The sequence below is a fragment of the Rhodococcus sp. AG1013 genome, assembly GCF_003350365.1.
In the GTDB taxonomy this organism is placed as follows: domain Bacteria; phylum Actinomycetota; class Actinomycetes; order Mycobacteriales; family Mycobacteriaceae; genus Prescottella.
Window position 1 is genome coordinate 1 of sequence record NZ_QQAT01000031.1, and the last position, 26,924, is coordinate 26,924.

General features: G+C 68.5%; 25 protein-coding genes, 1 pseudogene and 1 riboswitch. Of the genes and pseudogenes, 14 read left to right on the forward strand and 12 right to left on the reverse strand.

Features of this window, described 5'->3' with window-relative positions; translation table 11 throughout:
• Both DEU38_RS29915 and DEU38_RS26025 read right to left on the reverse strand, forming a co-directional pair.
• Nucleotides 1–121: pseudogene (locus DEU38_RS29915) on the reverse strand (hypothetical protein); the annotation flags it as partial.
• Nucleotides 118–711, reverse strand: coding sequence for a TetR/AcrR family transcriptional regulator (locus DEU38_RS26025; protein ID WP_114724270.1), 594 nt, complete (start codon nucleotides 709–711; stop codon nucleotides 118–120). The pseudogene DEU38_RS29915 and the gene DEU38_RS26025, both read right to left, overlap by 4 nt.
• 372 nt (nucleotides 712–1,083) lie before the next feature.
• On the opposite strand from DEU38_RS26025, the gene DEU38_RS26030 reads away from it, so the two are divergent.
• The 5 genes from DEU38_RS26030 (at nucleotide 1,084) to DEU38_RS26050 (ending at nucleotide 7,716) form a co-directional block, all read left to right on the forward strand.
• Complete coding sequence (locus DEU38_RS26030; RefSeq protein ID WP_114724271.1) at nucleotides 1,084–2,307, forward strand: DegT/DnrJ/EryC1/StrS aminotransferase family protein; 1,224 nt, start codon at nucleotides 1,084–1,086, stop codon at nucleotides 2,305–2,307.
• A 239-nt stretch (nucleotides 2,308–2,546) separates the two neighbouring features.
• On the forward strand, nucleotides 2,547–3,782 hold the full coding sequence (locus tag DEU38_RS26035; RefSeq protein WP_114724312.1) for an amidohydrolase family protein: 1,236 nt from the start codon (nucleotides 2,547–2,549) through the stop codon (nucleotides 3,780–3,782).
• Entirely contained in the window at nucleotides 3,779–4,645 is an 867-nt protein-coding gene (locus DEU38_RS26040) for an SDR family NAD(P)-dependent oxidoreductase (RefSeq protein WP_114724272.1), read from the forward strand. Before DEU38_RS26035 ends, DEU38_RS26040 begins: the two co-directional genes overlap by 4 nt.
• Entirely contained in the window at nucleotides 4,642–5,508 is an 867-nt protein-coding gene (locus DEU38_RS26045) for an amidohydrolase family protein (protein WP_114724273.1), read from the forward strand. Before DEU38_RS26040 ends, DEU38_RS26045 begins: the two co-directional genes overlap by 4 nt.
• Nucleotides 5,509–5,514: 6 nt before the next feature.
• Nucleotides 5,515–7,716, forward strand: a complete 2,202-nt coding sequence (locus DEU38_RS26050; RefSeq protein WP_114724274.1) for an acyl-CoA dehydrogenase — start codon at nucleotides 5,515–5,517, stop codon at nucleotides 7,714–7,716.
• Between the two features lie 554 nt (nucleotides 7,717–8,270).
• Here the strand turns inward: DEU38_RS26050 and DEU38_RS26060 are convergent.
• Complete coding sequence (locus tag DEU38_RS26060; RefSeq protein WP_114724313.1) at nucleotides 8,271–8,636, reverse strand: excalibur calcium-binding domain-containing protein; 366 nt, start codon at nucleotides 8,634–8,636, stop codon at nucleotides 8,271–8,273.
• Between the two features lie 494 nt (nucleotides 8,637–9,130).
• Here DEU38_RS26060 and DEU38_RS29540 point away from each other — a divergent pair, with 494 nt between their 5' ends.
• A complete protein-coding gene (locus tag DEU38_RS29540) occupies nucleotides 9,131–9,487 on the forward strand; it encodes a hypothetical protein (RefSeq protein ID WP_258558170.1) in 357 nt (118 codons plus the stop codon).
• 25 nt (nucleotides 9,488–9,512) lie between these two features.
• Here DEU38_RS29540 and DEU38_RS26070 read toward each other — a convergent pair whose 3' ends face one another.
• Nucleotides 9,513–10,637, reverse strand: a complete 1,125-nt coding sequence (locus DEU38_RS26070; RefSeq protein ID WP_114724275.1) for a T3SS (YopN, CesT) and YbjN peptide-binding chaperone 1 — start codon at nucleotides 10,635–10,637, stop codon at nucleotides 9,513–9,515.
• Nucleotides 10,638–10,837: 200 nt separating this feature from the next.
• Between DEU38_RS26070 and DEU38_RS26075 the strand changes: the two genes are divergently transcribed.
• Nucleotides 10,838–12,010, forward strand: a complete 1,173-nt coding sequence (locus DEU38_RS26075) for an alpha/beta hydrolase family protein (RefSeq protein ID WP_114724276.1) — start codon at nucleotides 10,838–10,840, stop codon at nucleotides 12,008–12,010.
• Here the strand turns inward: DEU38_RS26075 and DEU38_RS26080 are convergent.
• Nucleotides 11,992–12,633 carry a DUF4232 domain-containing protein gene (locus DEU38_RS26080; RefSeq protein WP_114724277.1) on the reverse strand — a complete coding sequence of 214 codons (642 nt, stop codon included), beginning with the start codon at nucleotides 12,631–12,633 and terminating at the stop codon, nucleotides 11,992–11,994. The genes DEU38_RS26075 and DEU38_RS26080 overlap by 19 nt on opposite strands.
• A gap of 225 nt (nucleotides 12,634–12,858) precedes the next feature.
• Here DEU38_RS26080 and atzF point away from each other — a divergent pair, with 225 nt between their 5' ends.
• Both atzF and DEU38_RS26090 read left to right on the forward strand, forming a co-directional pair.
• Nucleotides 12,859–14,589, forward strand: coding sequence for an allophanate hydrolase (gene atzF, locus DEU38_RS26085; RefSeq protein WP_114724278.1), 1,731 nt, complete (start codon nucleotides 12,859–12,861; stop codon nucleotides 14,587–14,589).
• A gap of 254 nt (nucleotides 14,590–14,843) precedes the next feature.
• The gene (locus tag DEU38_RS26090) at nucleotides 14,844–15,542 is read left to right on the forward strand and encodes a GntR family transcriptional regulator (RefSeq protein ID WP_114724279.1); all 699 of its coding nucleotides are present in this window, start codon (nucleotides 14,844–14,846) and stop codon (nucleotides 15,540–15,542) included.
• A gap of 98 nt (nucleotides 15,543–15,640) precedes the next feature.
• On the opposite strand, the gene DEU38_RS26095 is transcribed toward DEU38_RS26090, so the two are convergent.
• Nucleotides 15,641–15,910, reverse strand: a complete 270-nt coding sequence (locus tag DEU38_RS26095) for a chorismate mutase (RefSeq protein ID WP_114724280.1) — start codon at nucleotides 15,908–15,910, stop codon at nucleotides 15,641–15,643.
• Nucleotides 15,911–16,041: 131 nt separating this feature from the next.
• Here DEU38_RS26095 and DEU38_RS26100 point away from each other — a divergent pair, with 131 nt between their 5' ends.
• Both DEU38_RS26100 and DEU38_RS26105 read left to right on the forward strand, forming a co-directional pair.
• Entirely contained in the window at nucleotides 16,042–16,587 is a 546-nt protein-coding gene (locus DEU38_RS26100; RefSeq protein ID WP_114724281.1) for a MarR family winged helix-turn-helix transcriptional regulator, read from the forward strand.
• Nucleotides 16,580–18,373, forward strand: a complete 1,794-nt coding sequence (locus DEU38_RS26105; RefSeq protein ID WP_114724315.1) for a long-chain fatty acid--CoA ligase — start codon at nucleotides 16,580–16,582, stop codon at nucleotides 18,371–18,373. The genes DEU38_RS26100 and DEU38_RS26105 overlap by 8 nt, the downstream gene beginning before the upstream one ends.
• 5 nt (nucleotides 18,374–18,378) lie before the next feature.
• Here the strand turns inward: DEU38_RS26105 and DEU38_RS26110 are convergent, their stop codons facing one another.
• Complete coding sequence (locus DEU38_RS26110) at nucleotides 18,379–19,152, reverse strand: NAD-dependent deacylase (protein WP_114724282.1); 774 nt, start codon at nucleotides 19,150–19,152, stop codon at nucleotides 18,379–18,381.
• A 98-nt stretch (nucleotides 19,153–19,250) separates the two neighbouring features.
• Between DEU38_RS26110 and DEU38_RS26115 the strand changes: the two genes are divergently transcribed.
• From DEU38_RS26115 to DEU38_RS26125, 3 genes are all read left to right on the forward strand, one after another.
• Nucleotides 19,251–20,123, forward strand: coding sequence for a uracil-DNA glycosylase (locus DEU38_RS26115; RefSeq protein WP_114724316.1), 873 nt, complete (start codon nucleotides 19,251–19,253; stop codon nucleotides 20,121–20,123).
• Nucleotides 20,124–20,232: 109 nt separating this feature from the next.
• Nucleotides 20,233–20,751, forward strand: coding sequence for a VOC family protein (locus DEU38_RS26120; RefSeq protein WP_258558171.1), 519 nt, complete (start codon nucleotides 20,233–20,235; stop codon nucleotides 20,749–20,751).
• Between the two features lie 61 nt (nucleotides 20,752–20,812).
• Nucleotides 20,813–22,351, forward strand: coding sequence for an FAD-binding protein (locus DEU38_RS26125; RefSeq protein WP_114724284.1), 1,539 nt, complete (start codon nucleotides 20,813–20,815; stop codon nucleotides 22,349–22,351).
• 71 nt (nucleotides 22,352–22,422) lie between these two features.
• Here the strand turns inward: DEU38_RS26125 and DEU38_RS26130 are convergent, their stop codons facing one another.
• The 5 genes from DEU38_RS26130 to DEU38_RS26150 all read right to left on the reverse strand — a co-directional run bounded on the left by DEU38_RS26130 (nucleotide 22,423) and on the right by DEU38_RS26150 (nucleotide 26,778).
• Entirely contained in the window at nucleotides 22,423–23,118 is a 696-nt protein-coding gene (locus tag DEU38_RS26130) for a hypothetical protein (protein ID WP_114724317.1), read from the reverse strand.
• Nucleotides 23,119–23,438: 320 nt separating this feature from the next.
• The gene (locus DEU38_RS26135) at nucleotides 23,439–24,200 is read right to left on the reverse strand and encodes an ABC transporter ATP-binding protein (protein WP_114724285.1); all 762 of its coding nucleotides are present in this window, start codon (nucleotides 24,198–24,200) and stop codon (nucleotides 23,439–23,441) included.
• The gene (locus DEU38_RS26140) at nucleotides 24,193–24,975 is read right to left on the reverse strand and encodes an ABC transporter permease (protein WP_114724286.1); all 783 of its coding nucleotides are present in this window, start codon (nucleotides 24,973–24,975) and stop codon (nucleotides 24,193–24,195) included. Before DEU38_RS26140 ends, DEU38_RS26135 begins: the two co-directional genes overlap by 8 nt.
• 40 nt (nucleotides 24,976–25,015) lie before the next feature.
• Nucleotides 25,016–26,041 carry an ABC transporter substrate-binding protein gene (locus tag DEU38_RS26145; RefSeq protein ID WP_114724287.1) on the reverse strand — a complete coding sequence of 342 codons (1,026 nt, stop codon included), beginning with the start codon at nucleotides 26,039–26,041 and terminating at the stop codon, nucleotides 25,016–25,018.
• Complete coding sequence (locus DEU38_RS26150) at nucleotides 26,038–26,778, reverse strand: TenA family protein (RefSeq protein WP_114724318.1); 741 nt, start codon at nucleotides 26,776–26,778, stop codon at nucleotides 26,038–26,040. The genes DEU38_RS26145 and DEU38_RS26150 overlap by 4 nt, the downstream gene beginning before the upstream one ends.
• Nucleotides 26,772–26,868: riboswitch (TPP riboswitch) on the reverse strand. (Overlaps the previous gene by 7 nt.)
• Between the last annotated feature and the right edge of the window lie 56 nt (nucleotides 26,869–26,924).

A 26,924-nucleotide genomic window follows, 5' to 3' on the forward strand; every position in this document is an offset into this window, starting at 1 on the left:
CGGCGGGCACACGCTCGAGCGCCATGACCGCGACAGCGCCGGCGTCCTCGGCGATCTTGGCCTGCTCGGCGGTGACCACGTCCATGATGACGCCGATTGGTGGAGTGGGAAAAACGTTCAGCGCTCGGGGCGCGCAGCCATGCCGTCGAGGAATACGGACATGCAGTCGCCGGAGAGCTCGCCGAGAGTGTAGGGGTCGTCCGGCCGGCGCCAGTAGACGGTGAACCACACCGAATCTCGAAGGAACCGGTGGAACACCCTGGAGGGGACGTCCTTTCGGAGAACGCCTGCGTCCTTGCCTGCCTCGATGGCGTCGAGCCAGATCGTCTGGATCTCGTCGGCGAGCGCGTTGGCTTCGGTGAAGTCGCGCAGCTTGCGCAGGTTGGGGAACTCGGCGTGATAGACCTTCGTCGCGTCGGGGCGGGCGGCGCCCATCGTCAGGGAGACGTCGACGATCGCCTTCAGTCGGGCGCGCGGCTCGAGCTGCTCGAGGCCGGTCGCCCGATAGTTCGCGAGGAGGTCCGAGAGGAACACTGTGACCAGTTCGTTGACGATGGCGCCCTTCGACCGGAAGTAGTGGTAGAGCGCGCCCGCATTGATGCCGACCTCGTCACCGATCTCGCGCATCGAGGTTCCGGGGATCCCGCGCGCGGCGAAGAGGACGGCGGCGGCGTCGAGTATTTCGGACCTCCTGTCGGGGGCTTCGGGCACGCGTGTTCCTTTCGTATTGAACAATCATTCAAACCATAGTGCTGCCCGGTGCGGCCGGTCAAAAGGAGGGGGCCGCGAGTGCCGTTACCGGCGCCTCCGCTCCTCCTCGGCTCAATTGCGTTCGTTCTTGACTGGTTCGGGCAGCCGTTCTATATTCGGCCTGAATGAACGTTCAATGAGCGCCATTCGGATATCAAGGTGGTCTTCGTGAGCCCGGGTCTGCTGCCGGAGCCGTCACCTCAGCCTGTGCGAATGCTGGAGGTGCGCAGGGTCTTCCGCGGCATCGCGCGCTGCGATCGCCACACGAGGGGTGCGAGGTGCCGAAACCTGACACCGCCGGACACCTTTCGAGAAATCAAACGAGGAGATCCCATGACCAGGGTTGTCTACGCCCGAAGTGTTCACGATGACGCCGAGATCAATGCGTGTCTCGAGGTTCTGCGGGGAGGCCCGTTCGCTCTCAAGATCGGCAAGAACGTTGCCGAGATGGAGCGCAGGGTCGCCGACCTCTACGGCAAGAAGCTCGGCCTGATGTGCAACTCGGGTTCGTCCGCGCTGTACCTGGCGCTCGAACTGCTCGACCTGCCCAAGGGCTCCGAGGTGATCACCTCGCCGCTGACGTTCTCCACCGACGTCTCGCCGATCGTCCGCGGTGGGTGGATTCCGGTGTTCGTCGACGTCGAGCCGGACACCTACAACGTCGATGCGTCCAAGATCGAGGCGTTGATCACCGACAAGACCAAGGCGATCCTGGTCCCGAACCTGGCGGGCAATGCCCCCGACTGGGACGCCATCCGCGAGGTCGCCGACCGTCACGACCTCAGGGTCATCGAGGATTCGTGCGACTGCATCGGAACGACCCTCAACGGCACCAAGACCGGTTCGCGGTCCGACATCACCGTCACCAGCTTCGCGATGTCGCACATCATCACGTGTGCCGGCAACGGTGGCATGGTGTGCCTCGACGACGAGAAGCTGCGCGACAAGGGCCTCATGCTGCGGCGCTGGGGTCGCCGATCCGAGCCACACCTGTTCGGGTCCGAGCAGGCGCGGACCGGACGCGTGTTCCGCGAGAGTCTCGACGGCGTCGCGTACGACAACGACTTCATCTTCGACGTCCTGCCCTGGAACTTCGAGCCGTCCGAGCTGGGCTCCGCGTTCGGCCTGGTCCAGCTGAGCAAGCTCGACGTGAACTACAAGCGCCGCCACGAGATCTTCGACGCGTTCACCGCGGCCTTCGGCGCCTACCCGTCGCTGTTCCGTCTCCCCAAGCCGCTCCAGGGCTTCTATACCGCGTGGCTGTGCTACCCCGTCACGATCCGCGAGGACGCCGGGTTCGAGCGCTCGGACCTGCAGGAGTCGCTCGAGGGTGCGGGTATCGACACCCGAACGGTGTGGAGTGGCAATGTCACTCGCCACCCGATGATGCGCAATGTCGAGTACCGCATTCCCGAGGACGGCCTGCCGTTCGCGGACGAGGTGTTCGAGCGCGGTATGTCCCTCGGGATGAGCCACGGCACGACGGACGAGGAACTCGATCACGTGGTGGCGAGCATCCACGCGTTCGCGGCCAAGTTCGTCGCGCCGCAGACGTAGCGCATATGTAGGCGCCATTGCCGCCTGCGCAGAGTCCGCTCGTACCCGAGCCCCCGACTTCCGAGTCGGGGGCTCGTCGCGTTCTCCGGGGCCCGCGATCCCGGAGATTCCCCGATGTGTAACTGTGTTCTAGATAACCGTGAGACTTCCGCTTGACATTTGCATCTACCTCGCTAATCTCGAAGGCAATCGTATAGAACACGGTTTCACATCGAGTAGTTTCATCAGGAGTGTCCATCGTGACGAATGAAACGCCCTACATCCTCATCTCGGCTGACAGTCATGCCGGTGCCGACCATGCCACCTACCGCTCGTACCTCGAATCGACGTGGCGCGAGGAGTTCGACGCGTGGCGCGGAAAGTACAAGAACCCCTACCGTGACCTCGTCGACGACGGCCGAACCCGTAACTGGGACAACGAGCGTCGACTGCGCGAGACGCAGGGTGACGGCACGGTCGGTGAGGTGCTGTTCCCCAACACGGTGCCCCCGTTCTTCCCGAGTGCCGCCGTGCTGGCGGGTCCGCCGCGGGCCGAGGACTTCGGCAAGCGTCTCGCGGGCGTGCGCGCCCACAACCGCTGGCTGAAGGACTTCTGCAACGACGCTCCCGCCCAGCGTGCCGGCGTTGCGCAGGTGTTCCTCAACGACGTCGACGAGGCGATCAAGGACGTCGAGTGGGTCAAGGAGAACGGACTGCGCGGCGGCATCCTGCTGCCGAACCTGGCGCCCGACATCAAGTGGGTCAAGCCGCTGTACGACCCCGAGTACGACCGGTTGTGGAAGGTCTGCGAGGACCTCGGCGTCCCGGTGAACAGCCATGCCGGCACCGGTCTGCCGGACTACGGCCGCTACAAGACGTCGTCACTGCTCTACATCAACGAGGTCGGCTTCTACTCGATGCGTCCGCTGGTGCAGATGATCCTCTCGGGTGTCTTCGAGCGGTTCCCGAAGCTCAAGTTCGCGGTGTCCGAGCAGGGTTGTGCGTGGGCGCCGGATCTGATGCGTCAGCTCGACACGGTGGACCTGCGGGTCAAGCGCACCGGCCGGATCGGCGAGCTGTTCTACAGCGAGGACGAGCAGCTTCCGTTGCGTCCGAGCGAGTACTTCCGGCGCAATGTGTGGGTCGGTGCGACGATGCCGTCGGCGCAGGACATGGCGTCGCGCGACACGCTCGGCGAGGGCAAGTTCATGTGGGGCAGCGACTACCCGCACAACGAGGGCACGTACCCGTTCACGCGCGAGTGCATCCGTCAGGTGATGCACGACGTCGACGAGACCGAGCTGCGGAAGCTGTTCGCGGCGAACGCTGCCGAGTTGTACGACTTCGACCTGGACGCGCTGGCCCCGCTGGCGGTGAAGTACGGCCCCACGCCGTCCGAGGTCGCCCAGCCGCTCACCGAGCTGCCGGACGAGCCGAACGACGTCCTGCTGCGTGAGTCCTTCGCCAAGCAGCTCGAGGCGGAGCTCGGCGTATGACGGGCCGACTGGGGGGACGGCGGGCGATCGTCACCGGTGCCAGCCGCGGCATCGGTGCGGGCATCGCGCAGCGGCTGGCGGCGGAGGGCGCGGCCGTCGCGATCGTGGCCCGCACGGTCGACGAACCCGATCGCGGGTTCGAGGGCACGCTGGCCGAGACCGCGCAGCTGATCCGCCAGGCCGGTGGCACGGTCGCGATCGTGCCGGCCGCGCTCGAGGATGCGGACTCCCGTGCGCGGATCGTCCCGGAGGCGGAGGCGGAGACGGCGCTGGGCGGACCGATCGACATCCTCGTCAACAACGCGGCGGCGGCGATCTTCCAGCCGCTGCGGGATTACCCGTCCAAGCGCGCGCACCTGACGTTCGAGGTGAACGTCCATGCGCCGCTGGACCTCGCGCAGCGGGTGATCCCCGGCATGCGTGAGCGCGGCGCGGGGTGGATCGTCAACATCACCAGCGGCACCGCGCGGATCCGGCCCGTCGAAGCGCTCCCCGCGGGGGAGACCACCCTGGATGCCGACATCCACGGCACGACGCTCTACGGCATGAGCAAGGCCGCCCAGGATCGGATGACAGCGGGGCTGGCCGCCGAACTGAACGGGACCGGGATCCGTGTCAACGCGGTGCGCCCACGCTCGGCCGTCGCGACGGCGGGGGCGCTGTCGGTGGCGTCGAACATGGTCGGTTCCAAGTGGTTCGTGCCCGAGTCGCTCGAGGAAATGGTCGAGGCGGTGACGTGGTTGTGCGACGCCGCACCGCACTACACCGGAAACGTCGAGGCGAGCCTGGACATCCTCGATCGTGAAAGCATCACGGTCCGTGATCTGAATGGCAGGCCGATCCCGAAGGAGCAGAGCATATGACACCCTACGACGGAATCCCGATCATCGACACCCACATCGGGTTTCGCGAGGCCGGGTACGACGAGTACGCATTCATCACGCGTCAGACCAAGGACCGGGAGAGCCGCGACGAGTTCAGCATGCCCGCCCAGTACATGTTCAAGGGCGTGCCGGACGACCTCGACACCGACGATCCGATCTCGGCGACGCTGCGGGCGATGGACAAGCACGGCATCGAGATCGGCATGGTCAGCATGGCCAAGGAGTCGGGGCAACGCGCAATCAAGTCCTTCCCGGACCGGTTCGTTCCGCAGGGCTCCGCGGTGGACCCCAACGACATCATGGGCACGCTGACGCGGATGACGCGCGAGTACGAGGAGTTCGGCATCGTCTCGGTGAGTTCGTTTGCGGCGGGTACGTTCCCGCAGGTGGCGCTCAACGCGCCGCAGATGTACCCGATCTACGCCAAGTGCGTCGAACTCGACATCCCGATCTTCGCGTGTGCCGGGATCGCCGGACCGCGGGTCAAGTCCGCGGTGCAGCACGTCGAACTGATCGACGACGTGATGTTCGACTTCCCGGACCTGGTGTTCGTCACGCGGCACGGCTGCGAGCCGTGGGAGGACCTGGCGATCAAACTGATGCTCAAGTGGCCCAACCTCTACTACTCGACGTCCGCGTTCGCGCCCAAGCACTACCCGCAGGCGATCGTCGACTACGCCAACACCCGCGGCGCCGACAAGATCATCTATGCCGGGTACTTCCCGGCCGGACTGACGCTGGACCGGATCTTCGGCGACATGCCGAACGTGCCGTTGAACGCCGACGTCTGGCCCAAGTTCCTCCACGAGAACGCCCGCAAGGTGTTGAAACTGAAAGGTTGATCGGACATGCCGATCGGTATCGGAGCCGACCACGACGCGCTTGCCGACTCCCTCGCACGGTTCGCCGCGCGGACCACGCCCGTCGAGCAGACTCGTCTGCAGATCGCGGAACTCGGGAGAGGGGAGCGACCCGCCCACTGGGGCCAGTTGGTGGGGATGGGTATTCCGTCCCTGCACATCGCCGAGGAATTCGGCGGTGCCGGCGCCGGTCTCCTCGAACTGACCGTTGCCCTCGAACAATCGGGGCACGGGCTGATTCCGGGCCCGCTGCTGCCGACGGTCACCGCGAGCGCCGTGATCCAGGCGCACGGCACCGACGCGGCGCGCAAGGCATTGCTGCCGCGCTTCGCAGCGGGCGCGATCGGTGCGTGCGCTCTCGAACCCGGAACCGTGACGCTCGAGGGGGACGGCGACGAAGTGATCGCTTCCGGGACCACGGTTCCGATCCTGGGCGCCGTCGGTGCAGACATCCTGGTGCTGGCGGGCCAGTGCGGTGAGACGCCGGTGTGGTTCGTGCTCCCCGCCGACGCCGCCGGGATCGACCGAACCCCCGCAGAGGGCGTCGATCTCACCCGCGACATCGGACGGATCCATCTGTCGGAGGCCAGGATTCCCGCCGACCACATCCTCGGCGCGTTACCCGAGGAGGTGGAGTCGCTCGCAGCCGTCCTGCAGTGCGCCGAGGCCGTCGGCATCGCCCGATGGGCACAGGAGACGAGCCTGGCGTACGCGAAGATCCGCGAGCAGTTCGGACGACCGATCGGCTCGTTCCAGGCGATCAAACACAAGTGCGCCCAACTGTTCATCCGACTCGAGGTGATGACCAGTTCGGTGTGGGATGCGGCGATGGCCGCGGACGGCGGCGACCCGCAACAGCTGGCACTCGCGGCGGCGCGAACCGCGACGGTGTGTCGGCGCGAGGCCGTCGACATGGTCCTGGACAGCCTGACGCTGCTCGGCGGCATCGGCAACACGTGGGAACACGACATTCACCTGTACTGGAGGCGGGCAGTGAGCCTGCTGGCACTCGGTGGTGCACAGGACGAGTGGGCCCGGCGCGCCGGCGAACTGGCGCTCACGACGGAGCGTCGTGCGGCTCTCGGCATCGAGGATCGTCCGGAATTCCGGGCCGGGGTGGCCGCGACGATCGCGGCGGCGGCCGCGCTGGATCCGCTGTCGGCACGGGTGTTGCTGGCCGACCGTGGTCTGGTGGCGCCGCACTATCCCGCTCCGTACGGGCTGGGTGCGGACACCGCCGGACAGCTCGTCATCGCCGAGGAGTTCGACCGCGCGGGGATGGCCCAGCCCACCACTGTCATCGGCGAGTGGGCGCTACCGTCGATCCTGCAGTACGGAACCGAAGACCAGATGGAGCGGCTCGTCGCGCCGACCCTGCGCGGCGAGATCGTGTGGTGCCAGTTGTTCTCCGAGCCCGGTGCCGGCTCCGACCTGGCGTCGCTCACGACGTTCGCCACCACGGTGGACGGCGGCTGGCGGATCGACGGCCGGAAGGTGTGGAACTCCAAGGCGCACGAGGCACACTGGGGAATCTGCCTGGCCCGCACCGATCGCGACGTGCCCAAGCATCGGGGCATCAGCTTCTTCCTCGTCGACATGTCGGCGCCGGGCGTGGAGGTGCGGCCGTTGCGGGAGGCCAATGGCGACAGCATGTTCAACGAGGTCACGCTCGACGGAGTGTTCGTGCCCGACGCCGACCTCGTCGGCACGCCGGGGGAAGGCTGGAAGGTGGCCCGCACGACGCTCGCGAACGAGCGGGTAGCGATGGGCACCACCCCGGTCGCCGGTGGCCACCGCTTCGATCCGGTCGAGGTTGTCCGTGCTCTCGACCCTGCTGCCCGGTCCGCGGCACTGCCCGCGCTCGGCCGGATCACCTCCGGGACAGGCGCTCTCGATGCCCTCGCGCACCGGAGCATCCTCAAGCGGCTGTCGGGCCTGAATCCGGGGGTCGAGGCCAGCGCACTCAAGGCGGCGTCCGCGCGGCACATCACCGACGCCGCCGCGCAGGTATTCGAGTGGTTCGGGCCTGAGGCCGCCGTCGGCAGCCTGGGTCCCGGTGTGGCGGGTGGAGGACGGGCGGCCAAGGCGTACCTGTCGACGCCGTCGCTGCTCATCGGCGGCGGCACGCTCGAGATCCAGCTCAGCGTCATCGCCGAGCAGATCCTCGGGCTGCCGAGGGAACCTCGATGAGCACACCGCCCCTCGACGGCCGCGTCGCGATCGTCACGACATCCTCGCTACCGGTCTGTCACGGGACCGGCACAAGCTGGGCCTCGCAACGGAATTCGGTGCCGACGTGGTCGTGGACGTCGAGACCGAGGATCTACGGGAGGTCGCCCGGCAGACGACCGGCGTCCGCAGAGTTGACTTCGTGCTCGACACCTCGCCGCACGCCACCGGTCCGCTGCTCGACGCGCTCGAGATCGTCCGTCACGCTCGAGAACATCCGGCTGATCCGGTGCGGCGGGTCGAATGTGCAGGCCTATCAGCAGGCGGCGGGAACTGTCGTGTCCGGCCGATTCCCGCTCAGCCGCATGTGAACCCACGTCCTCGGCTTCGATCGGATCGAGTGCGGGATCGAACTGTTCCGCGGCGACTACCCGGAGGAGTGTCCGATCAACATCGTGATCACCCCGACCGAGAGTGGTGCCTGACGGTCCGGGTTCCGTCCTGCGCGCAAGTTCGTCTGCCGCCCGCGCAATTGTGCGCGCGGGAGGCCGATTCGCGCGCGGGACGGATGCGGACTATTCGCAGGCGATTCCGTCGTTGTCGCGATCCAGGTGTGGCGCATATCCGGCCTGGCCGCGGTAGATCGGAGTGACACCGGCATTGCGCGCCTCGGTGCAGTTCTTGTAGCCGGCTCGCGGCGCGGGAGCCGGCGCGGGTGCCGGAGCCACGCGCGGACTGGCCTGGGGCGCGGGCGCGGGCGCGGGCGCGGGAGCAGGGGAAGGAGCAGGAGCCGGGGCGGGTGGTGCCGGTGCCGGCACGGGAGCGCCGACGACATGACCTGGAACCGGCGGCAGGACAGGGCGGAGCGCATCGGCGGATCCTGTGGGGATCATATTGGCGATCTCCAGCGGCAGAAAGTCGTGGATGGTGCTGGGGCGCATCGGCGTACCGGGGGCCGGGGGCAACAACGGCTGCACGGCGTCGGCGATGAACTGCGGCACCACGGAGGCGACCGGGGCGGGAAGGAAGTCGTGGATCGTTGTTGCCTGCGCCGCCGCGGGTGCGCAGAGTGTGATTGCGGCACAGCCGATCACGGCGAACGTGTACCGGGTCTTCATGGAAAGGTCTCCTCGTCTGGTGGGTGTTTCCCGCCGGGGCGGTCGGGTGATTCTTACAGACACCGCAGCCTCTAGGTGACCGATCGGTCGGTTTTGGGTGGTTTCGGTGCGGCCGGTGATGTACGCTCTCGCGGTTCATACGATGTCCGGCAGGGGGCCGGTTACTGGGGGAGTCTCAAGTGGCTGTCATTTCTTCGAAGAGTGTTCTCGTGCGGTCGACTGCCGTCGGCGTAGGCGCAGTGGTGATCGGTGTACTTGCTGGATGTGGTTCGGGGGAAACGAGTTCCGCGTCTGCAACGTCGACCACGGCCACGACCATGGCCGCCACTACGACGACGTCGGTCGTCGCTCCGGCACCCCGTGTTTCCGCGCCACCCGCCGCGGTCGTGTCGCCGGAGGTCACACTGTCCACTCCCGTGGCGCCTCCGGCCCCAGCGCCGACACGGGTGCTCATGCCGGACGTGATGTGCATGAACCTGCAGGACGCGCAGGATCTCATTCAGGCGAACGGTGTGTTCTTCTCCCGCAGCGCCGACGCGTCCGGCAAGGGCCGCAAGCAGGTACTCGACGCGAACTGGATCGTCGTCGGTCAGCAGCCGTCCGTGGGAGCGCCCGTCGGCGAGGCGGAGGCCGTGCTGTCCGTCGTGAAGATCGGAGAGCCGAGCCCCTGCTGATCCCAGCTCCTGCGGTGCGCCGCTGTTACCGCAGTTCGTCGGGGTCGTCGAACAGCGACGGCTGGACCGGGTCGTCGAACAGTTCCATCTGTTCGGGCGGGCTCCCCGGCTCTGGTTCCGGCACGAATGCCTCGGGAACCGTGTCGGTGCCCGATGTCTCGGGTGCCGTGGCCGGTTCGGCGGGCGGGAAGTGCAGCACGCCGCCGAAATGCGCCGCGAACTCTTCGTCGACGCCTCCGAGGAAGTCCGACAGGTGCTCGACCATGTCGGCGAGGTGCTGCGGGACGAACGGGTCGGCGAGCATGTCGATCATGACGCGCAGCCGATCCTCGAAGAGGGCGAAGCGGAGATACGGCCAGCGCCGATTGAGGTCGGTGATGAGTTCGGATGCTCGTGTGCGGCCACTGATATCGCGGACCAGGGGCGCCCACAGCTGCACCTCGTGTGTGCTCTCGTTCGCGATGACGAGTGCGAGTGCGGAGCCGAAGCGCAGGACCACGTCACCGTCCGCGTCCAGTTCCGGCGCCTGCCCGTAGATGTCGGTCAGGGTGTGCGCGATCACCTCGCGCAGGTGCGCGGTGTCGCGGGGGCGGATCGACACGTGCCGGTCGAGCGGTGTCCGGACGGGGGTGACGGCCGGATCCGCTGCCGGTTCGGGATCGCCCCCGAGATGGTGCAGGGCAAGGAATGCGGGGTGTGGCACGTCCCAGGTGTCCCGCAGGACCGACACCGCCATCGAGGCCAGCTGATCGGCCCAGCGCGCCGCCTTCTCGACGACGAGCGCGGGTACGTCGCCCATGTCGAGTTCGGGATCCCCGTCGGGCGCGTCGGTGGACGCGGGATGCGTCCATCCCTGAGCCAGCAGTCGGGATTCGTCGGCAGCGGTCAATCGGCGCCGCGGCGGCAGGTGGACATCGGCGGGAAGTTCGCACCGGACGGCCGGGCCGTCGGGTCCGTCGACCGCGTTGAACTGCAGGAACGGCACACGGCCGTCGGCCTCGTCGGTGTCGCAGACCGTCTCGAGGATCACCTGGTCGTCGGACGAGATCGCAGCGATCCGATCGGCGAGTGACGAACGGAACGCAGCCCACGCCCCGGTGACTTCTCGGTCGAAATCACCGGTGGCGAACCTGTCTGCGGACTCGGACACGGGACCCCCTGCTTCACGTCGTACCACCTGGGCCGGGAGTGTCGGCCGGACCTGTGCGGTACTGATACGGTATCGCGTCCACCGTCGCGGACTGGAACAGGTGACCGGTCCGGAAGGTTCGCGATCGAAACGAATGTTCGGTTTTGTCCGTTCGCGCACTAGCCTCCCCGGCGATACACACACGTCCTGGAGGTTGTGCGATGCGATTCGATCTGGATCGACACGGTGAGAGCCACGATCGGTTCCGGCGACGGTGGGGTCGGCGCGTCGTCGGTCTCGGTGCCGTTGCGGTTTCCATCGTGATCGCCACCGGAACCGCGACCGCGGCGCCGGCGACCAGCAGCCCGGGCAGTATCGGGGCCGGTAGTACAGGCGCCGGGAGTGTGGGCTCAGGATCGTCGATACCGGAGTCGTTCAAGGAGGATCCGGGGCCGGTCCCGCCGACACGGGACGACATCACCACCGCCGCGATCACTGGTGAGAAGCCGCAGTCGGGGCAGGCCGTTCAGTACACCGTCGCCTCGCCCGCGCTACGCCATGAGGTCACGGTCGACGTGCTGCTGCCGAAGGACCGGTCGGTGCTGCGCCCCACCCTCTACATGCTCGACGGCGCGGGTGCGCGCAACAACACCAGCGGGTGGATGAACAAGAGCCTCGGCGACGCGCCCGCGTTCTTCGAGGACGAGAACGTCAACGTCGTGCTGCTCAACGGCGGTCAAGGCAGCCTGTACACCGACTGGGACCAGGTCGATCCCGAGCTCGGACTGAACAAGTGGGAGTCCTTCATCGCCGAGGAGCTGCCGCCACTGATCGACGCGAAGCTGAACACCGACGGCGTCAAGGCGATTGCCGGCAACTCGATGGGCGCACAGTCGGCGATGATGCTGGCCCACCGGTACCCGGACCTCTACAGCGGTGCCGCGGCCTTCAGCGGGTGCTACTCCACGAGTGATCCCCTCGGCCGTCTCGTGGTCCAGACGACCGTCACGTCACGGAGCGGCGATCCGGCCAACATGTGGACCGACCCGTCAGGTCCGGAATGGCTGTCGCACGACACGGTGCGCAACGCGGAGAAGCTGCGGGGCAAGCAGATCTACCTGTCGGTGGCGACGGGCCTGCCCGGGGCCCACGAGGAAGGCTCCGGCGACGTCCGCCGTCTGCTCCTGGGTGGCGTCATCGAGGGTGCCTCCAACGTGTGCACCCGGATTCTCGAGACGCGACTGGACCAGTTGAAGATCCCGGTGACCGTCGACTACGAGGGCACGGGCGTCCACGCCTGGGACTACTGGCGCGACCAGCTGCCCAAGTCGTGGCCGACGCTCCAGCGGGCCCTCGGTCTCGACCGACGGCCGGATCAGCCGGTGACGGCCTGAACCGACAGTTGGTTCAGTCCCTCGCCGGTGCCGGCGCAGCCCTTGGTCGCGTACGGCACGAAGATCGAGCCGGTGTCGTTCGGCGGGTAGACCCGAAGTCCGGCAACGTCGGTGGGTGAGCAGGTGTCGGCCGGGTAGTTCTCCACGTTGACCGCGCGCACCGCTGCGGTCGCCGTCGCGTTCGGCGTGAGCGTCACGGCGCCGGACGATTCTCCGGAACGTGTTGCCGCGGAACCGACCTGGGCGCCGTCGGCGCCGCCCTGGACGTACGAGACGCCGGGGAAGCCGTCGAGGACGCAGTCGCGACCGCCGACGTTCGTGAAGATCAGCGGCAGTTCGGTGGAGCCGGCCGCGCCCTGCGCCTGGCCGAGGGTCAGCTGCAACTCGCTCACGGCACAACCCTCGGGGTGCGCGGTGGGTGTGAACGTCGAACCAGCCGCCTTGACGGTCGTGGTCGCGGTCGCGGCGGCCGCCGCTGCGGTCGTCGTCGCCGACGTGGCAGAGGTGGTGCCCGGCAGCGCCTCCGCCGTACCGTCCTCGTCCTTGCTGCACCCGGCGGTGGCCAGGACCGCCGCGATACCCAGGACCCCGAGGCCGCGGACGAGGGTCGGCTGTCGATTCATGGCTGGTATCTCCTCGAGCGGATCGGCGGCAGGTTCACTGCGAATATTTCACGCGTGGACCTCGCGTGCCGGTCGGCTCGCCGCGGGCCGTGGCGTCACCGAACGCCGGCGATACGTGATCGTCACGTCGGGTAGTGCGGATGTAACAGCAGCTTGCCTAGCGTATTCATCGACGTATACACGGTTGGACCGTCGCTCGCGGTCCACGCGAGAAGGCGGCCGACGATGACGCACCCCTCCATCAGCACCGACAGCAGCACCCCCACCGGCCGCGTGCGCGAGGCCTTCGCGCGCATCCACGAGTGCGGTCGGCAGGAGGTCTGGATCACGCTGCGCTCGGAGTCCGACGCCGTGGCCGACGCGGTCGCCGTGGAGCGCAGGCTCGCGGCGGGTGAGGAACTGCCGTTGGCGGGGACGGTGTTCGCCGTCAAGGACAACATCGACGTCGTCGGCCTGCCGACCACGGCGGCCTGCCCCGAGTTCGCCTACGTTCCGCAGGTGTCGTCGCCCGCCGTGACGCGGCTGCAGGCAGCCGGGGCGGTGGTCCTCGGCAAGACCAACCTGGACCAGTTCGCGACGGGACTCGTCGGAACCCGCAGCCCCTACGGTGTCGTGCGGTCGGCGACCCACCCGGACCGCGTGTCGGGCGGGTCGAGTTCGGGGTCGGGAGCGGCGGTGGGACTGGGGCTCGTCGACTTCGCGCTGGGCACGGACACGGCCGGTTCCGGCCGGGTGCCGGCGGCCTTCAACGGTGTCGTGGGGATCAAGCCGACCCTCGGACTCGTCCCGACCCGCGGTGTCGTGCCGGCCTGCGCGGACTTCGACTGCGTCACCGTGCTGGCGCCCACCGTGGGCCTCGCGGGACGCGCGATGTCGATCATGATCGGGCCGGACGCCGACGACCCGCGCAGCCGCGTCCGGCCGTCGGACGTGCCCCTGTCCGCCCCGACGCGGGCGCGCGTCGGGGTGCCGGTCGACGGGCAGTTGGAGACGCTCTCCGACAGCTACCGGCGCAGCTTCGCGGCGGCCGTCGAGCGCGCCGCGGAAGCCGACATGGAGGTCGTGCGGGTCGACATCGCACCGCTGCTCGACGCCGCGACACTGCTGTACGACGGCGCCCTGGTCGCGGAGCGCTTCGATGCGGTGGGCCGGTTCGTCGTCTCCCATCCCGATGCCGCGCTGGACCCGACGGTCGCCTCGATCGTTCGGGCATCGGAATCGAAGCCGGCCCACGAGTTCGTGCGCGACATGGGCACTCTCGCGGCCGCGAAGCATCATGCCGAGCGGCTGTTCGCGGACCTCGACGTCCTGCTGCTGCCCACCACCACCGAGCACCCCCTGATCGCGGACGTGCTCGCGGAGCCGGTGGAGATCAACAGGCGTCTGGGCACGTTCACGAACTTCTGCAACCTGCTCGACCTGGCGTCCGTCGCCGTGCCCACCCCGGGCGAACCCGGTGAATCGTTCGGGGTGATGACCGTGGCTCCGGCGTTCGGGGATCAGGTGGCGCTGGACGTGGCGGCCCGCATCCAGGGCGTCGAGACGGCGGATCTTGCGCCGGAGGAGGGGATCGGGCTCGCGGTCTTCGGGGCGCACCTGCGTGGTCAGCCGCTGCATCACCAACTGGAGGCGCTGGGGGCGCGGTTCGAACGACCTGTCGCGACCACCGCGGACTATCTGATGGTGCGGCTGGATTCGGTTCCGCCCAAGCCGGGCCTGGTGCACGTGCCCGACGGCTCGGGCCGCTCGCTTCCGGGTGAGCTGTACCGGATCTCGGCGGCCGGGCTCGGTGCCTTCCTCGCGGCCCTGCCCGCCCCGATGGCGCTGACATCGATGACCCTCGCCGGCGGGACCGTCGCGGTCGGCTTCACCTGCACGCCCGCAGCGGCCGCGGCCGGGGTGGACATCACCGAATTCGGTGGCTGGCGTGCGTTTCTCGGTGGCGTTCCAGCGTGACGATGTGCCGGGGCTCCGCAGAGTGACGGTGCCGACGTGACGGACGTGTTACGGGTGCCGCGGCGGGGGCGTTTTCGTTAACACGGCGATCACAGGGGCGACCACCGGGCGTAAACGCGTCGCGAAACAGTGTGGGGGAGCGGATACGGCGCCGTATACCGACTCGGCGCAATACTTTTCGATGTCTCGACCCCCAGGAGATTTCCATGCCCCTGCACGAGCCGATTCACTGACCCGTCGAAGGGAGTAACGAGATGACCACTGCCGACGGACCGTCGGGCACGAGCCTGCGCGAGAAGGTGTACGTGGAGTTGCGGGAGCAGATCATGAGCGGGCAAGTTCCCGCGCATGCTCGGCTGGTGGAGGGACGCCTGTGCGAGTCGCTCGGGGTGTCCCGCACACCGTTGCGGGAGGCGCTGGTCCGGTTGCATTCGGACGGTATCGTCACCCGCCGCGAGGACGGCTACTACCCGACGTTCCCCGATCTCGGCAGCATCCGTGATCTGTACGAGCTGCGGATCACCCTGGAACTGCGGGGGATCGCCCGGCACCTCGAGAATGCCGATCTGGAGTTCGACGTGCCGCTGCTCGAGGCGACACGCGCGCAGTGGCGGGACCTGAAGGCAGACCCGCCGGCACCGTCCCGCGACATCGTCCAGCTGGACCAGCAGTTCCACCTCGATCTGTCGACCGCGGCGGGGAATCCGGCGCTGACCCGGGCGCTGGCAGCGGTCAACAGCCAGATCCGGCTCGTGCGCATGCACGACTACCAAACGCCCGAGCGGGTGGAATCGACGATCACCGAGCACCTGGCGATCGTCGAGCAGGTCCTCGACGGCGAATTGGACGGTGCACTCGCCGCGCTGCATGCGCACGTCGGCGAGTCGTTGGACGTGGTCGAGGAGCGTGCGGTGCATGCCGTCACCGCGCACGCCCTGCACGGCTGGCGCTGACAGCCCGGCACGGCCGGCCCGAGACGACCGAACCGCCTCCGCTACGTGACCGAAGTCACGGGCCGGAGGCGGTTCGGTGTGTGGGCGTGGAGGCGGTGTTACCGCGATCCGGCGGCGCTCAGCCGGGTCAGTGTGCGTCCGAGAACGGGGCCGTCCGAGCCCAGCTCGTCGAACCGGGACTCGGCGTCGGTGAGCGGTCGCTCGACGGGAGTGAGGGCGCGAGCGAGATCTGCGCGGCGACGCACGGCGGCCAGTATCTGCGCATCCAGGTCGACAATCTCCTGCTCGAGGCGGTCGAGCGAGGCCGCGTCGGCGGTCCGGTGCGATCCAACGGCACGGACGGCGATCGAGTCGGTCTGAACGGACAAATCGTCTCCTCGGGTCTCGGTCGGGCAGGCGCCGATGCGGCGCCGTCTCCTGGTTAGTCGCATCTGCGGCTTGAACGTTACTTCCGGTACGCGACCAATGCATGGCGAGACGGGCGGCGTAGAGTTGCACTGTGCAACATGACGGCGAGGTCGATCAGGTGGCGGCGGTGCACGCCGAACTGGTCCAGTTGGCCCGAGAGCTGGTGGCCGGCGGCCGGGACGCGCAGGGCGGTCCGTCGTTCGCTCAGCACTCGGTCCTCTCGTTCGTCGCGCGGAACCCGGGATGTCGCGCCACCGACATCTCCGATGCGTTCGGTGTCAACCGGTCGACCGTTTCGCGGCAGCTCCGGGGGTGTACCGACGGCGGATGGGTTCGGGCCGATTCGGCCCCCGTCCGCTCCGGTCGCCCCCTGTACCTGACTGCCCAGGGCGTCGCGGTGCTCGCGGCCGCCGACCGCCGCCGCTTCGACGACGTCCGCGCGCGCGTGGACGGCTGGTCGCCGGCCGAGATCGCCCAGTTCGCCCTGATCCTGCGGCGGTTCCGTGACGGGCCGCTCGCGGGCTTGGAAGTTCCCGAAGTTCCCGAAGTTCCCGAAGCTTCCGCGATACCTGTGATTCCCGGGGTCCCCGGTGTCCCCGGTGTCCCTGCAACAGCTGGAGATGACGCACATGCGTGAGTACGGCGCCCCTGCCCGCTTCACCATCGCCGACGACGAGTCCATCGTCCGCACGGTGTTCGAGCACGCGAGACGCAGTCCCGATCGCGTGCTGTTCTCCCGTCCGGTCGAGGACCGGTGGGTGGACGTCACCGCACTCGAATTCGCGGATCTGGTCACCGGGGTGGCGAAGGGTCTGGTGGCGGCGGGGGTCGGACCCGGCGACCGGGTGGCGCTGCTGTCCGCGACGCGGTTCGAGTGGACGCTGTTCGACTTCGCGATCTGGGCGGCAGGCGCTGTCTCGGTGCCGATCTACGACTCGTCGTCGCCGGACCAGATCCGGTGGATCGTCGAGGATTCCGGGGCCGTCCTCGCGATCGTCGAGACCGCCACCCACGCGGCCGGATTCGACGGTGTCATGTCCGGCCCGGGTCGTGTGCTGCAGATCGAGGACCGGGCCGTGGAGAAGCTCGTCGCCGAGGGCGTGCGAATCGACGACGCCGTCGTCGGCGACCGGCTGGCCGGGATTCGAGCGGACGACCTTGCGTCGTTGGTCTACACGTCGGGGACCACGGGGCGGCCGAAGGGGTGCATTCTCACGCACCGGAACTTCCTGTCCGAGGTGCGCGGGATCCTGGTTGCGTCCGTCGGTGACGTGGCCAAGCCCGGCAACCGGATGCTGACCTTCCTTCCGTTGGCTCACGTGCTCGCGCGCGCGGTGTCCCTCGCGATGTTCGAGGCCGGCGGCACCCAGGCACACTGGTCGAACTTCGGCACGGTCGCGGGCCAGTTCCACCGCTTCCGGCCACACGTGATCCTCGGTGTTCCACGGGTTTTCGAGAAGGTGCGCGACAGCGCCGCCCATGCCGCCGAGACCGGGGGCCGGATTCCGCGGGCGGTGTTCGCCTTCGCGGAGGCCACCGCGATCGCCTACAGCGAATCCCTCGACACGGGTGGCCCGTCCCGGCTCCTGAAGCTGCGACACGCGATCGCCGATCGGCTGGTGTACGCCAAGCTTCGTGCCGCGCTGGGCGACCAGTGCTGGTGGGCGATCTCCGGCGGCGGGGCGCTCATGCCGCGGCTGGGCCACTTCTTCCGCGGCGTCGGCGTGCCGATCTACGAGGGCTACGGGCTCACGGAGTCCACTGCCGCGCACTGTGTCAACGTGCCCGACGAGCAGAAGATCGGCACGGTGGGCCGCCCGATGAGCGGAAACTCGGTGCGGATCGCGCCGGACGGCGAGATCGAACTCGGCGGCGGCGTCGTGTTCGTCGGGTACTGGCGCAACGACTCCGCCACGGCGGACACCTTCCACGACGGCTGGCTCCGCACCGGGGACCTCGGCGAACTGGACGACGACGGGTACCTGACGCTCACCGGGCGGAAGAAGGACCTGCTGGTCACCGCCGGAGGAAAGAACGTCTCGCCGGGCCCACTCGAGGATCGCCTGCGTTCGAACGTGCTTGTCTCACAGGCTGTTGTCGTGGGTGACGGTCGACCGTTCATCGGTGTGTTGTTGACCCTCGACCCCGAGCCCTTCGGGAACTGGAAGTCGGCGAACGGAAAGCCGGCATCGGCGACGGTCGCCGATCTCGCCACGGACACCGATCTCCGCGCCGCGCTCCAGGCCGTCATCGACGACGCGAATTCGACGGTCTCCCACGCGGAGGCGATCAAGAGGTTCGAGATCCTGCCGCACGACCTCAGCGAGGAGTCCGGGGAACTGACCGCCACGCTGAAGATCAAGCGGCAGGTGGTGTCCGAGCGTTTCGCCGAGCAGATCGAGTCGATCTACCGGGGGCACTGAGCTCGTCAGCGGCGGCCTCCGGCGTCACCGGCGGCCGCGACCAACGCCGGCAGGCCCACGGCCGCGGTCGTGCGCCACGAGTAGTGCACGTGGTCGCTCAATCCGGTTGCCTCGGGATTGATCTCGACGACCGTCGCGCCGGATCGTGCGGCCCGCAGCGGCAGTTCCGCGGCCGGATACACCACCGCGGACGTGCCCACGACGACCATGAGGTCGCAGTCCTCGACCGCGTCGACCGCGCGTTGCCACGCGTCCTCGGGCAGTGCCTCGCCGAACCACACGACGCCGGGGCGCACCGCCCCGCCGCAGTTTTCGCATGTCGGCGGCGCGAGCGGACCGGTGGGTTCGGCCTCGACGCCGCCGTCGCCGGGGAACGACGAGCCACAGTCGCTGCATCGTGGTGAGAACAGGCTGCCGTGCAGGTGCGCGGCGACCGGACTGCCCGCCCGCTCGTGGAGGTCGTCGACGTTCTGGGTGATCACCGTCATCCCGGTGCGCCCGGCCCACTGGGCGATCGCGCGGTGACCGGCGTGCGGTTGCACACGCCGCGCGAGTCCGGTCCGCCACTGGTACCACGCCCACACCAGGCCGCTGTCGCGGTGCCACGCCTCGGGGGTGGCCAGTTCGGCCGGCTCGAATCGTTCCCACAACCCGGTCTGTGCGTCCCGGAAGGTCGGCACGCCGCTCTCGGCCGACATTCCGGCGCCGCTGAACACCACGACACGACGGGCGGCGCGGGCGGCGCCGACGAGGGCGGGATCTGGCTCGGGTTCGGTCATATCGTCGATTGTGCAGGTCGGTGGACCGCGTGCCGAACCGGACTGGGCGCACCCGGGTGCATCGGGTTGAATTGACCCATGTCTACCTGCGTGCTGCGATGACCGCGCAGTTCCTGCCGCACCCCGGCACCGGCGAACTGTTCACCTCCCCCGTTGCTGCGGGCAGCGGCTGGCCGGGCGATCGGGCGACCCCGGACACCCCGATCGCGCACTCGTGCGCCGACGTCGTCGCCGAGGCCGCCGCCGCAAAGAATCTCGCGGAGTTGGGCGCCCGAATCAGTGTGTGCCGGGCGTGCCCTCGGCTGGTCGACTGGCGTGAGCAGGCCGCCGAGGTCAAGCGCCGCTCGTTCGCGGACCAGCCCTACTGGGGGCGCCCACTGGTCGGTTTCGGTGACGACTTCCCCAAGCTGCTGATCATGGGACTGGCACCGGCCGCCAACGGCGGCAATCGCACCGGGCGGATGTTCACCGGCGATCAGGCGGGGGATTGGTTGTTCCGGGCCCTGCACCGCGCCGGGATCGCGAGCAAGGGCGAGGTCGAGTACGCGGGCGACGGGCAGAAGCTGTTCGGCGCGCGGATGATCTCGGCGGTGCGCTGCGCACCGCCCGACAACAAGCCCAGTGTCGACGAGCGCGACTGCTGCGCGGGCTGGCTCGACGCCGAGCTCGCGCAACTGCTGCCGTGGGTGCGCGCCGTCATCGCGCTCGGCGGTTTCGGCTGGGACGCCACACTGAACGCAGTTCGGCGGGCGGGTGGCACGGTACCGACGCCGAAGCCGAAGTTCGGGCACGGTGAGGTCGCCGTCGTCCACAAGGCGGACGGCAAGCCGCTCAACGTGATCGGCTGTTACCACCCGAGTCAGCAGAACACCTTCACCGGCAAACTCACCGAGAAGATGCTCGACGACGTCGTCGCCCGTGGCCAGGACCTTGCCGGACTCGGCTGGGGGTGCGGCGGCTCCGGCCGCTGACCGCTGCATCCGGAACTCGCGAACGTCCTCTCAGTGGGACGAATGCTTGATCCACCTCCCCTCTGCGTGGCTAGGATCACACCCCGTCCGAATGTCGTTGGAGGTCCGAATGAGTCACGTGGTGGCCGAACCCGCCGTCCAGGTCGGGTACGTGGTCGGGGACCTCGACGCGAGCATCGCGCACTGGGTGGGGTCCGTCGGCGTCGGTCCGTGGACCGTGATTCGCGGCGTGACCCTGCACGGCCGGTACGCGGGTGCGGAGACCGCGGTGACCATGGACGTGGCGATGGGTTACTCGGGCGACATGCAGATCGAGTTGATCCAGCCCACGTCGTCCGGCCCGTCGCCGTACGTCGACGAGTCCGGCTCGCCGTTGGCGGGTCCGCACCACCTCGCGTGGATCACCGAGGACCTGGACGCGTCCCTCGCGGCGGCCCGGGGGAAGGGGCTGGAGGAGCTGTTCGTCGCGGAGGGCGCAGGCACGCGCGTGGCCTATCTGCAGTCGCCCGGGGAGCCGGGCGTCATCTTCGAGTACATCCAGAGTCCCGCGATGCGCCAGATGCTCGCGTACGGGATCGAGCAGGCGCGCACCTGGGACGGCACCGATCCGGTCCGCATTATCGCCTGATCCACGGCACCGGACACACAGAGTGGAAACAGAATCCGGCACGGCCGGGAAAGGCTGAACGATGGTCAACTGGAACGAAGAATGCGATGTCCTGGTGGTCGGCTCGGGTGGCGGCGGCGTCACCGGCGCGTACACCGCGGCCCGTGAGGGCCTCGACGTGATCCTGGTCGAGGCAACCGACAAGTTCGGTGGGACCACGGCGTACTCGGGCGGCGGCGGGGTCTGGTTCCCCTGCAACCCGGTGCTCGCGCGCGCGGGCACCGACGACACGATCGAGGATGCGCTCGAGTACTACCACGCGGTGGTCGGTGATCGCACCCCGCGCGAGCTGCAGGACACCTACGTCCGCGGCGGCGCGCCGCTGATCGCGTATCTCGAGCAGGACGAGATCCTGAAGTTCGAGATGCTGCCGTGGCCCGACTACTTCGGCAAGGCGCCCAAGGCGCGCCTCGACGGCCAGCGCCACACAATGCCGAGCCCGCTGCCGATCTCGGAGGTCGGTGACCTGCACGAGCTGGTGCGCGGCCCGCTGGACTTCGACCGTCTCGGTGCGCCCCTGCCCGAGTACCTGATCGGTGGCCGCGCCCTGATCGGCCGCTTCCTCAAGGCGATGGAGAAGTACCCGAACGCGAAGCTGCACCTGAACACCGCGCTCGTCGAGTTGGTGGTCGAGGACGGCGCCGTGGTCGGCGGCATCGTCGAGCGGGACGGCGAGCGGGTCGCGATCCACGCCCGCAAGGGCGTTCTGCTCGCGGCCGGTGGCTTCGAGGGCAACGACGAGATGCGCCAGAAGTACGGCGTTCCCGGTGAGGCCCGCGACACGATGGGGCCGTGGGGCAACCTCGGTAAGGCACACCAGGCCGGCATCGCGGTCGGCGCGGATACCGACCTGATGGGCGAGGCGTGGTGGTCGCCCGGTATGACGCATCCGGACGGGCGGTCGGCGTTCGCGCTGTGGTTCACCGCCGGCATCTTCGTCAACCAGGACGGCCAGCGGTTCGTCAACGAGTCGGCGGCATACGACCGCATCGGCCGCGACATCATCGCCCAGATGGAGGCCGGTCAGGCCACGCTGCCGTACTGGATGATCTACGACGACAAGGACGGCGAGCGTCCTCCGGTGAACGCCACCAACGTCTCGATGGTCGAGACGGAGAAGTACGTCGACGCCGGTCTGTGGCACACCGCCGACACCCTCGAGGAGCTGGCGGCGAAGATCGGTGTCCCGGCCGAGAACCTGGTCGCGACCGTCGAGCGGTTCAACTCGTTCGTCGGCACCGGCGTCGATCCCGACTTCGGTCGCGGCGACGAGGCCTACGATCGCGCGTTCTCCGGTGGTGAGCCGCCACTCGTCACGATCGAGCAGGGCCCGTTCCACGCGGCCGCGTTCGGCATCTCCGACCTCGGCACCAAGGGCGGCCTGCGCACCGACACCGCGGCGCGGGTGCTCGACACGTCGGGCAAGCCCATCGCGGGCCTGTACGCGGCGGGCAACACGATGGCGGCGCCGAGCGGCACCGTCTACCCCGGCGGCGGCAACCCGATCGGCACCAGCATGCTGTTCAGCCACCTCGCGGCGATGGACATGGCCGGTAAGTAGTCGGTCCAGCTACTACTGCGCCCCCGCTGCCGGTGAACAGGCAGCGGGGGCGCAGTAGTTCTCGCGAAAGGCTAGTTGTTCGTGACCGCGAACCCCTTGCCGACCGGGTTGGACTGCGTGGCGATACCGTCGAGCACCGCGGAGAAGTCCACGAACTCGAACGGCCCCCGGGTCATCCCCACCAGCTGCGTGTCGTTGACGAACGCGGGGCCGCCGGAGTCTCCGCCGTTGGCGGTGACGAACGAGTTGATCCGGGACGCGGCCTGTCTGTAGATCGGTCCACAGGTGACGCCGGTCCGTACTCCGGCCTTGCACAGCTCGCCGTCCGGATTGGACGGCCCGATGCTGTCGATCCGCACCTCTGGTCCGTTCGAGGACAGGACCGCGTCCGGGTTGAGCTCGATCACCACGAAGTCGATGCTCGGATCGCGGTATGCGATGGTTCCGATCGGATCTCCGGTCCCGGTCGACAGGAACCGGTAAACCGTTGCACCGTCCGGAAACTCGGTTGCTCCGCCCGCGACCGCGGAGACGCAGTGCCCCGCGGAGATTGCGATCTTGTTGCCGAGACTGTCGGTGCCGACGACTCCGAGGGTGCAGTACTCCTGGTTCTGCAGCGGGTTCGACGGGCCGGCATCGGGCTTCGCCGTCCAGGCGATGCCGTTGGAGATCGTTCCCGTTGCCGCCGATGCGGCAGGGGCGACGGCCAGTGCCGGCACCAGGGCGGCGAATGCGGCGAGCGTGGCCAGCAGGACTCGTTTCGTCATCTTCTCTTCCTGTCGGATGACCATCCGGAGACGAGGTCGGGTACCGGTGAGGCAGCGAAGAACGCGCCTTCGGTCGGGTGTCGGAGGGCTCGGAGCAGACTCGGAGCAGACTCGGAGCGTCGACCGGCCCGGTATCTCTACGTGGTGGTGGCGCTGGTGCCGAATGGCCTCTCCGGTAGCGCCGTAACAGAAGGATAACGAGGATGTCTCGATCCGTCGAGCGTTATCCGTTGTTCGTCTCTATCGGGTCTCAACCGACCGGTTGGCTTGGGAGGTAGTAACTTTCGGGATCGCGACGTGGAGACTGGTCGGTACTGCGCTCAGTCGGCGGTCTCCTGTTCCGCCAGCGCCCGGCGGGACTCTTCGTGCAGGATCTCGATGAGGTCGTGCTCGATCGCGGCGAACTCGGGCGACGTCATCACCGACAGTTCCCGGGGCCGCGGCAGATCGACGACGACCTCGCGGCGGACCGTCGCGGGCCGGGCCGAGAGCACGATCACCCGGTCGGACAGGAACACCGCCTCGCGGATGTCGTGGGTGATCATCAGCACCGTCCAGCGATAGCGCTGCCAGACGTCCTGTAGCCACGTCTGCATCTCGGTGCGGGTGAGGGAGTCGAGGGCGCCGAACGGCTCGTCGAGGAGCAGCACCTCGCGGTCCTGGACCACGGTCCGCAGCAACGCGGCCCGCTGGCGCATGCCGCCCGACAGTTGGTGCGGGCGCGCATCCTCGAACCCGGCCAGGCCGAACACGGGGAACAGCTCGGCCGCGCGCGCCCGCGCCTGCTTCCGGGGCATCCGCTGGACCTCGAGGCCCAGGGTGGTGTTGTCGATCACCGAGCGCCACGGGAACAGCAGATCCCTCTGCGGCATGTGGGCGCACGTCGGCGCTGCCACGGTCCCGGAGTCCGGGGGCTCGAGGCCCGCGACGATCGAGAACACGGTGCTCTTGCCGCACCCGCTGGGACCGATCACCGACACGAATTCGCCGGGACGGACCGCGAACTCGATGCCGTCGAGGACGCGGCGTGTGCCGAACGACTTGGTGACGTCCGACAGTTCGACGATCGGCCGCTCAGCCACGCTGCGACTCCTGGGACCGGCTCGGCTGTGCGATCCACGGCGCCACGACACGTTCGATCGCGAACGTGCACAGGTACAGCGCGACGCTGATCGCCGCCGTCACCAGGACCGCGGCGAGCACCAGGTCGGTGCGGAACGAGTTCTTCTGGATGCTCATGTAGATGCCCAGACCGGAAGTGGCGCCGACGTATTCGGCGAACACCGCACCCACCACGGCGTAGGTGACGCCGATGCGCAGCGCCGTGAAGAACCGGGGGAGGGCGGACGGTAGCCGCACGTAGCGGAACTGCTGCCACCGGGAGGCGCCCATGCTGCGCAGCAGCGCACCGGCCTCCCGGTCGGTCGAGGCGAACCCCTCGATCAACCCGATCGCCATGGGAAAGAACGTGGCCAGCGCGATCACCAGGATCTTCGGCAGCAGGCCGAACCCGAACCAGATGATCATCAGAGGCGCGATCGCGATGATCGGGAGGGTCTGCGAGATCACGAACAGGGGAACGAAAGCCCTGCGCAGCCACGGCGAGAAGTCGACGACGATCGCGAGCGCCCACGCCACCGCGAGGGACACCGCGAACCCGACGAGCGTCACCTGCAGCGTGGACCACGCGTGGACGGCGATGTCGTCGCGGTGCGCCCAGCCCTGTTCGAGGACCCGCGCCGGTGACGGCAGCACCTGCGGGCGGATCCCGCTCGCCGCGACATAGGCCTGCCATGCCGCGACGAGCGCGATCACCACGACGATCGCCGGCAGTAACCGGCGCACCGCACCGTACATCGTGTGCGCTCCGCGACGGCGCCCATCGAGCGCTCCGCGCTTACGGCGCTGCGAGGTACGCATCGGTGAAGTACGTCGACCAGTCCGGCTCGGTGGTGAGTGGCTTGCCGTCGGGGCCTGCGAGCAGACCGTGCTCGAACAGGAAGCGGGAGTACCCCGACCACTGCTCGAGCGTCTGCGTGCCGACGCGGCCCGATGCGTCCTTCATGTAGTCGGCGGCCAGCATCCGCTGGCTCTCGAACACCAACTCCTCGTCGCTGAACACGCCCGGATTCGCGGCGATCAGTGCCTTGGCGCCACGGTCCGGGTCGTCGGCGGCCACCTGGTAGCCGCGCTGCAGCGCCTGCACGAACTTGCGGGCCTGCTCGGGATGCGTGGCCAGCCACTCCTCGTTCCCGTTCACCACGATCGCGTACGCGTCCGGGAAGCCGTAGTCGGTGTAGTGGAAGTAGCGCATCGGGGTGCCGCGGCGGGCGGCCTCGACGCCCTCCCACGCGAAGTACGACACCGTGAAGTCGGCCTGCCCGCCGTACACCGCCTCGTACGCCGATGTTCCCAGCACGACCGTCTCGAAATCGCCTGTGCCGCCGTCGTTTCGAATGACCTGACGGAGGATCTCGCGTTCGCCGGGGTCGCCGAACCCGGCGTAGGTCTTCCCGTCGAGGTCCTTCGGGCCGGCGAGATCGGCGCGGTCCGCCTTCACGCCGATGCCCGTCGCCCAGTGCTGCAACGGCGCCAGCACGGAGACGGTCTGCGCGCCCGCGGCACGCGAGAACGTCGCAGAATCCTGGAAGCTGGAACCGAATTCGGCGTTGCCCGAGTCGACGAGCGTGTCGGGGGACGTGTTGTTGTACGGCAGCACCTGGACGTCGAGTCCCGCGTCCGCGAAGAACCCCTCCTGCAACGCGACGTACAACCCGGTGTGGTTGGTGTTCGGTGTCCAGTCGAGGGCGAAGCGGATGGTGTCTCCGGAGTCGTCGCTGCCGCACCCGGTGAGGACGCTCAGTGCCGACGCGACGATCGCGGACGTCGCGAGGACCCTGCGCAGCCGGGACATCGACGTCACGACGCGGGCCAGGGCTGCGGGTTCAGGGCGGTGTCCCAGAACATGAACTCGTAGCGCGTGGCGATCACGAACGCGCGCGCCATCGCCTCCCGCTGCGCGGACGTCGTTGCCGCTGCCGCGACGTCGACCAGTCGGCGCGCGGTCTCGACGGACTCCTGGAACTCGGGGGCGTCGTACGTGGTGACCCACTGGGCGTACGGATGCGACGGGTCCGCCGCCAGCACCTCCGCGGCGCTCGCGGCGAGCTTGCGGCCCACCTCGCCGTAGATCCAGAAGCACGGCAACACCGCGGCGGCGGCCACGGCATACGACTCGGTGGCGGCGGTGGCCGTCAGGTACGACACATACCCGAGGCAGGCCTGCGAGTGTTCCGGCGTGGAGTCGCTCGCGGGCAGGACGCCGCCGGCGAGCAGGCTCTCGTGGAGTTCGGTCTCGACCACCGCGGCCGTCGACGCCGATGTGGCCCAGAACGCCGCGGTGTGCGGATCGGGGGACTTGGCGGCGAGCAGTGCGAGTGCCTTCGCGTACTCGGCCAGGTAGAGAGCGTCCTGTTCGACGTACGTGCGGAACACGTCGAGCGGCAGTGTGCCGTCGCCGAGACGACGCAGGAACTCCATGTCGTCGATCGCGCCGCGCAGGACCGCGGTGCGATCCCACAGGTGATCGGTGAAGCGCGCGTCGGCCGGTGCGGCGTCGTCGCTGGTGTGGACAGATTTGTCGTGGACAGGCGTGGTCATCGCCGTGACATCCCTTCGTCAGCATTACCTGATGCAGGTTCCCGGGTGTGATCTCAGCCCCGCCCGTGCGGAGCACCCCGTGTCAGTGAACGAGCCGACCTTAGCACCGCCGGATTGGTACGTTGGCAGTCGGCTGTCAGCCTCGG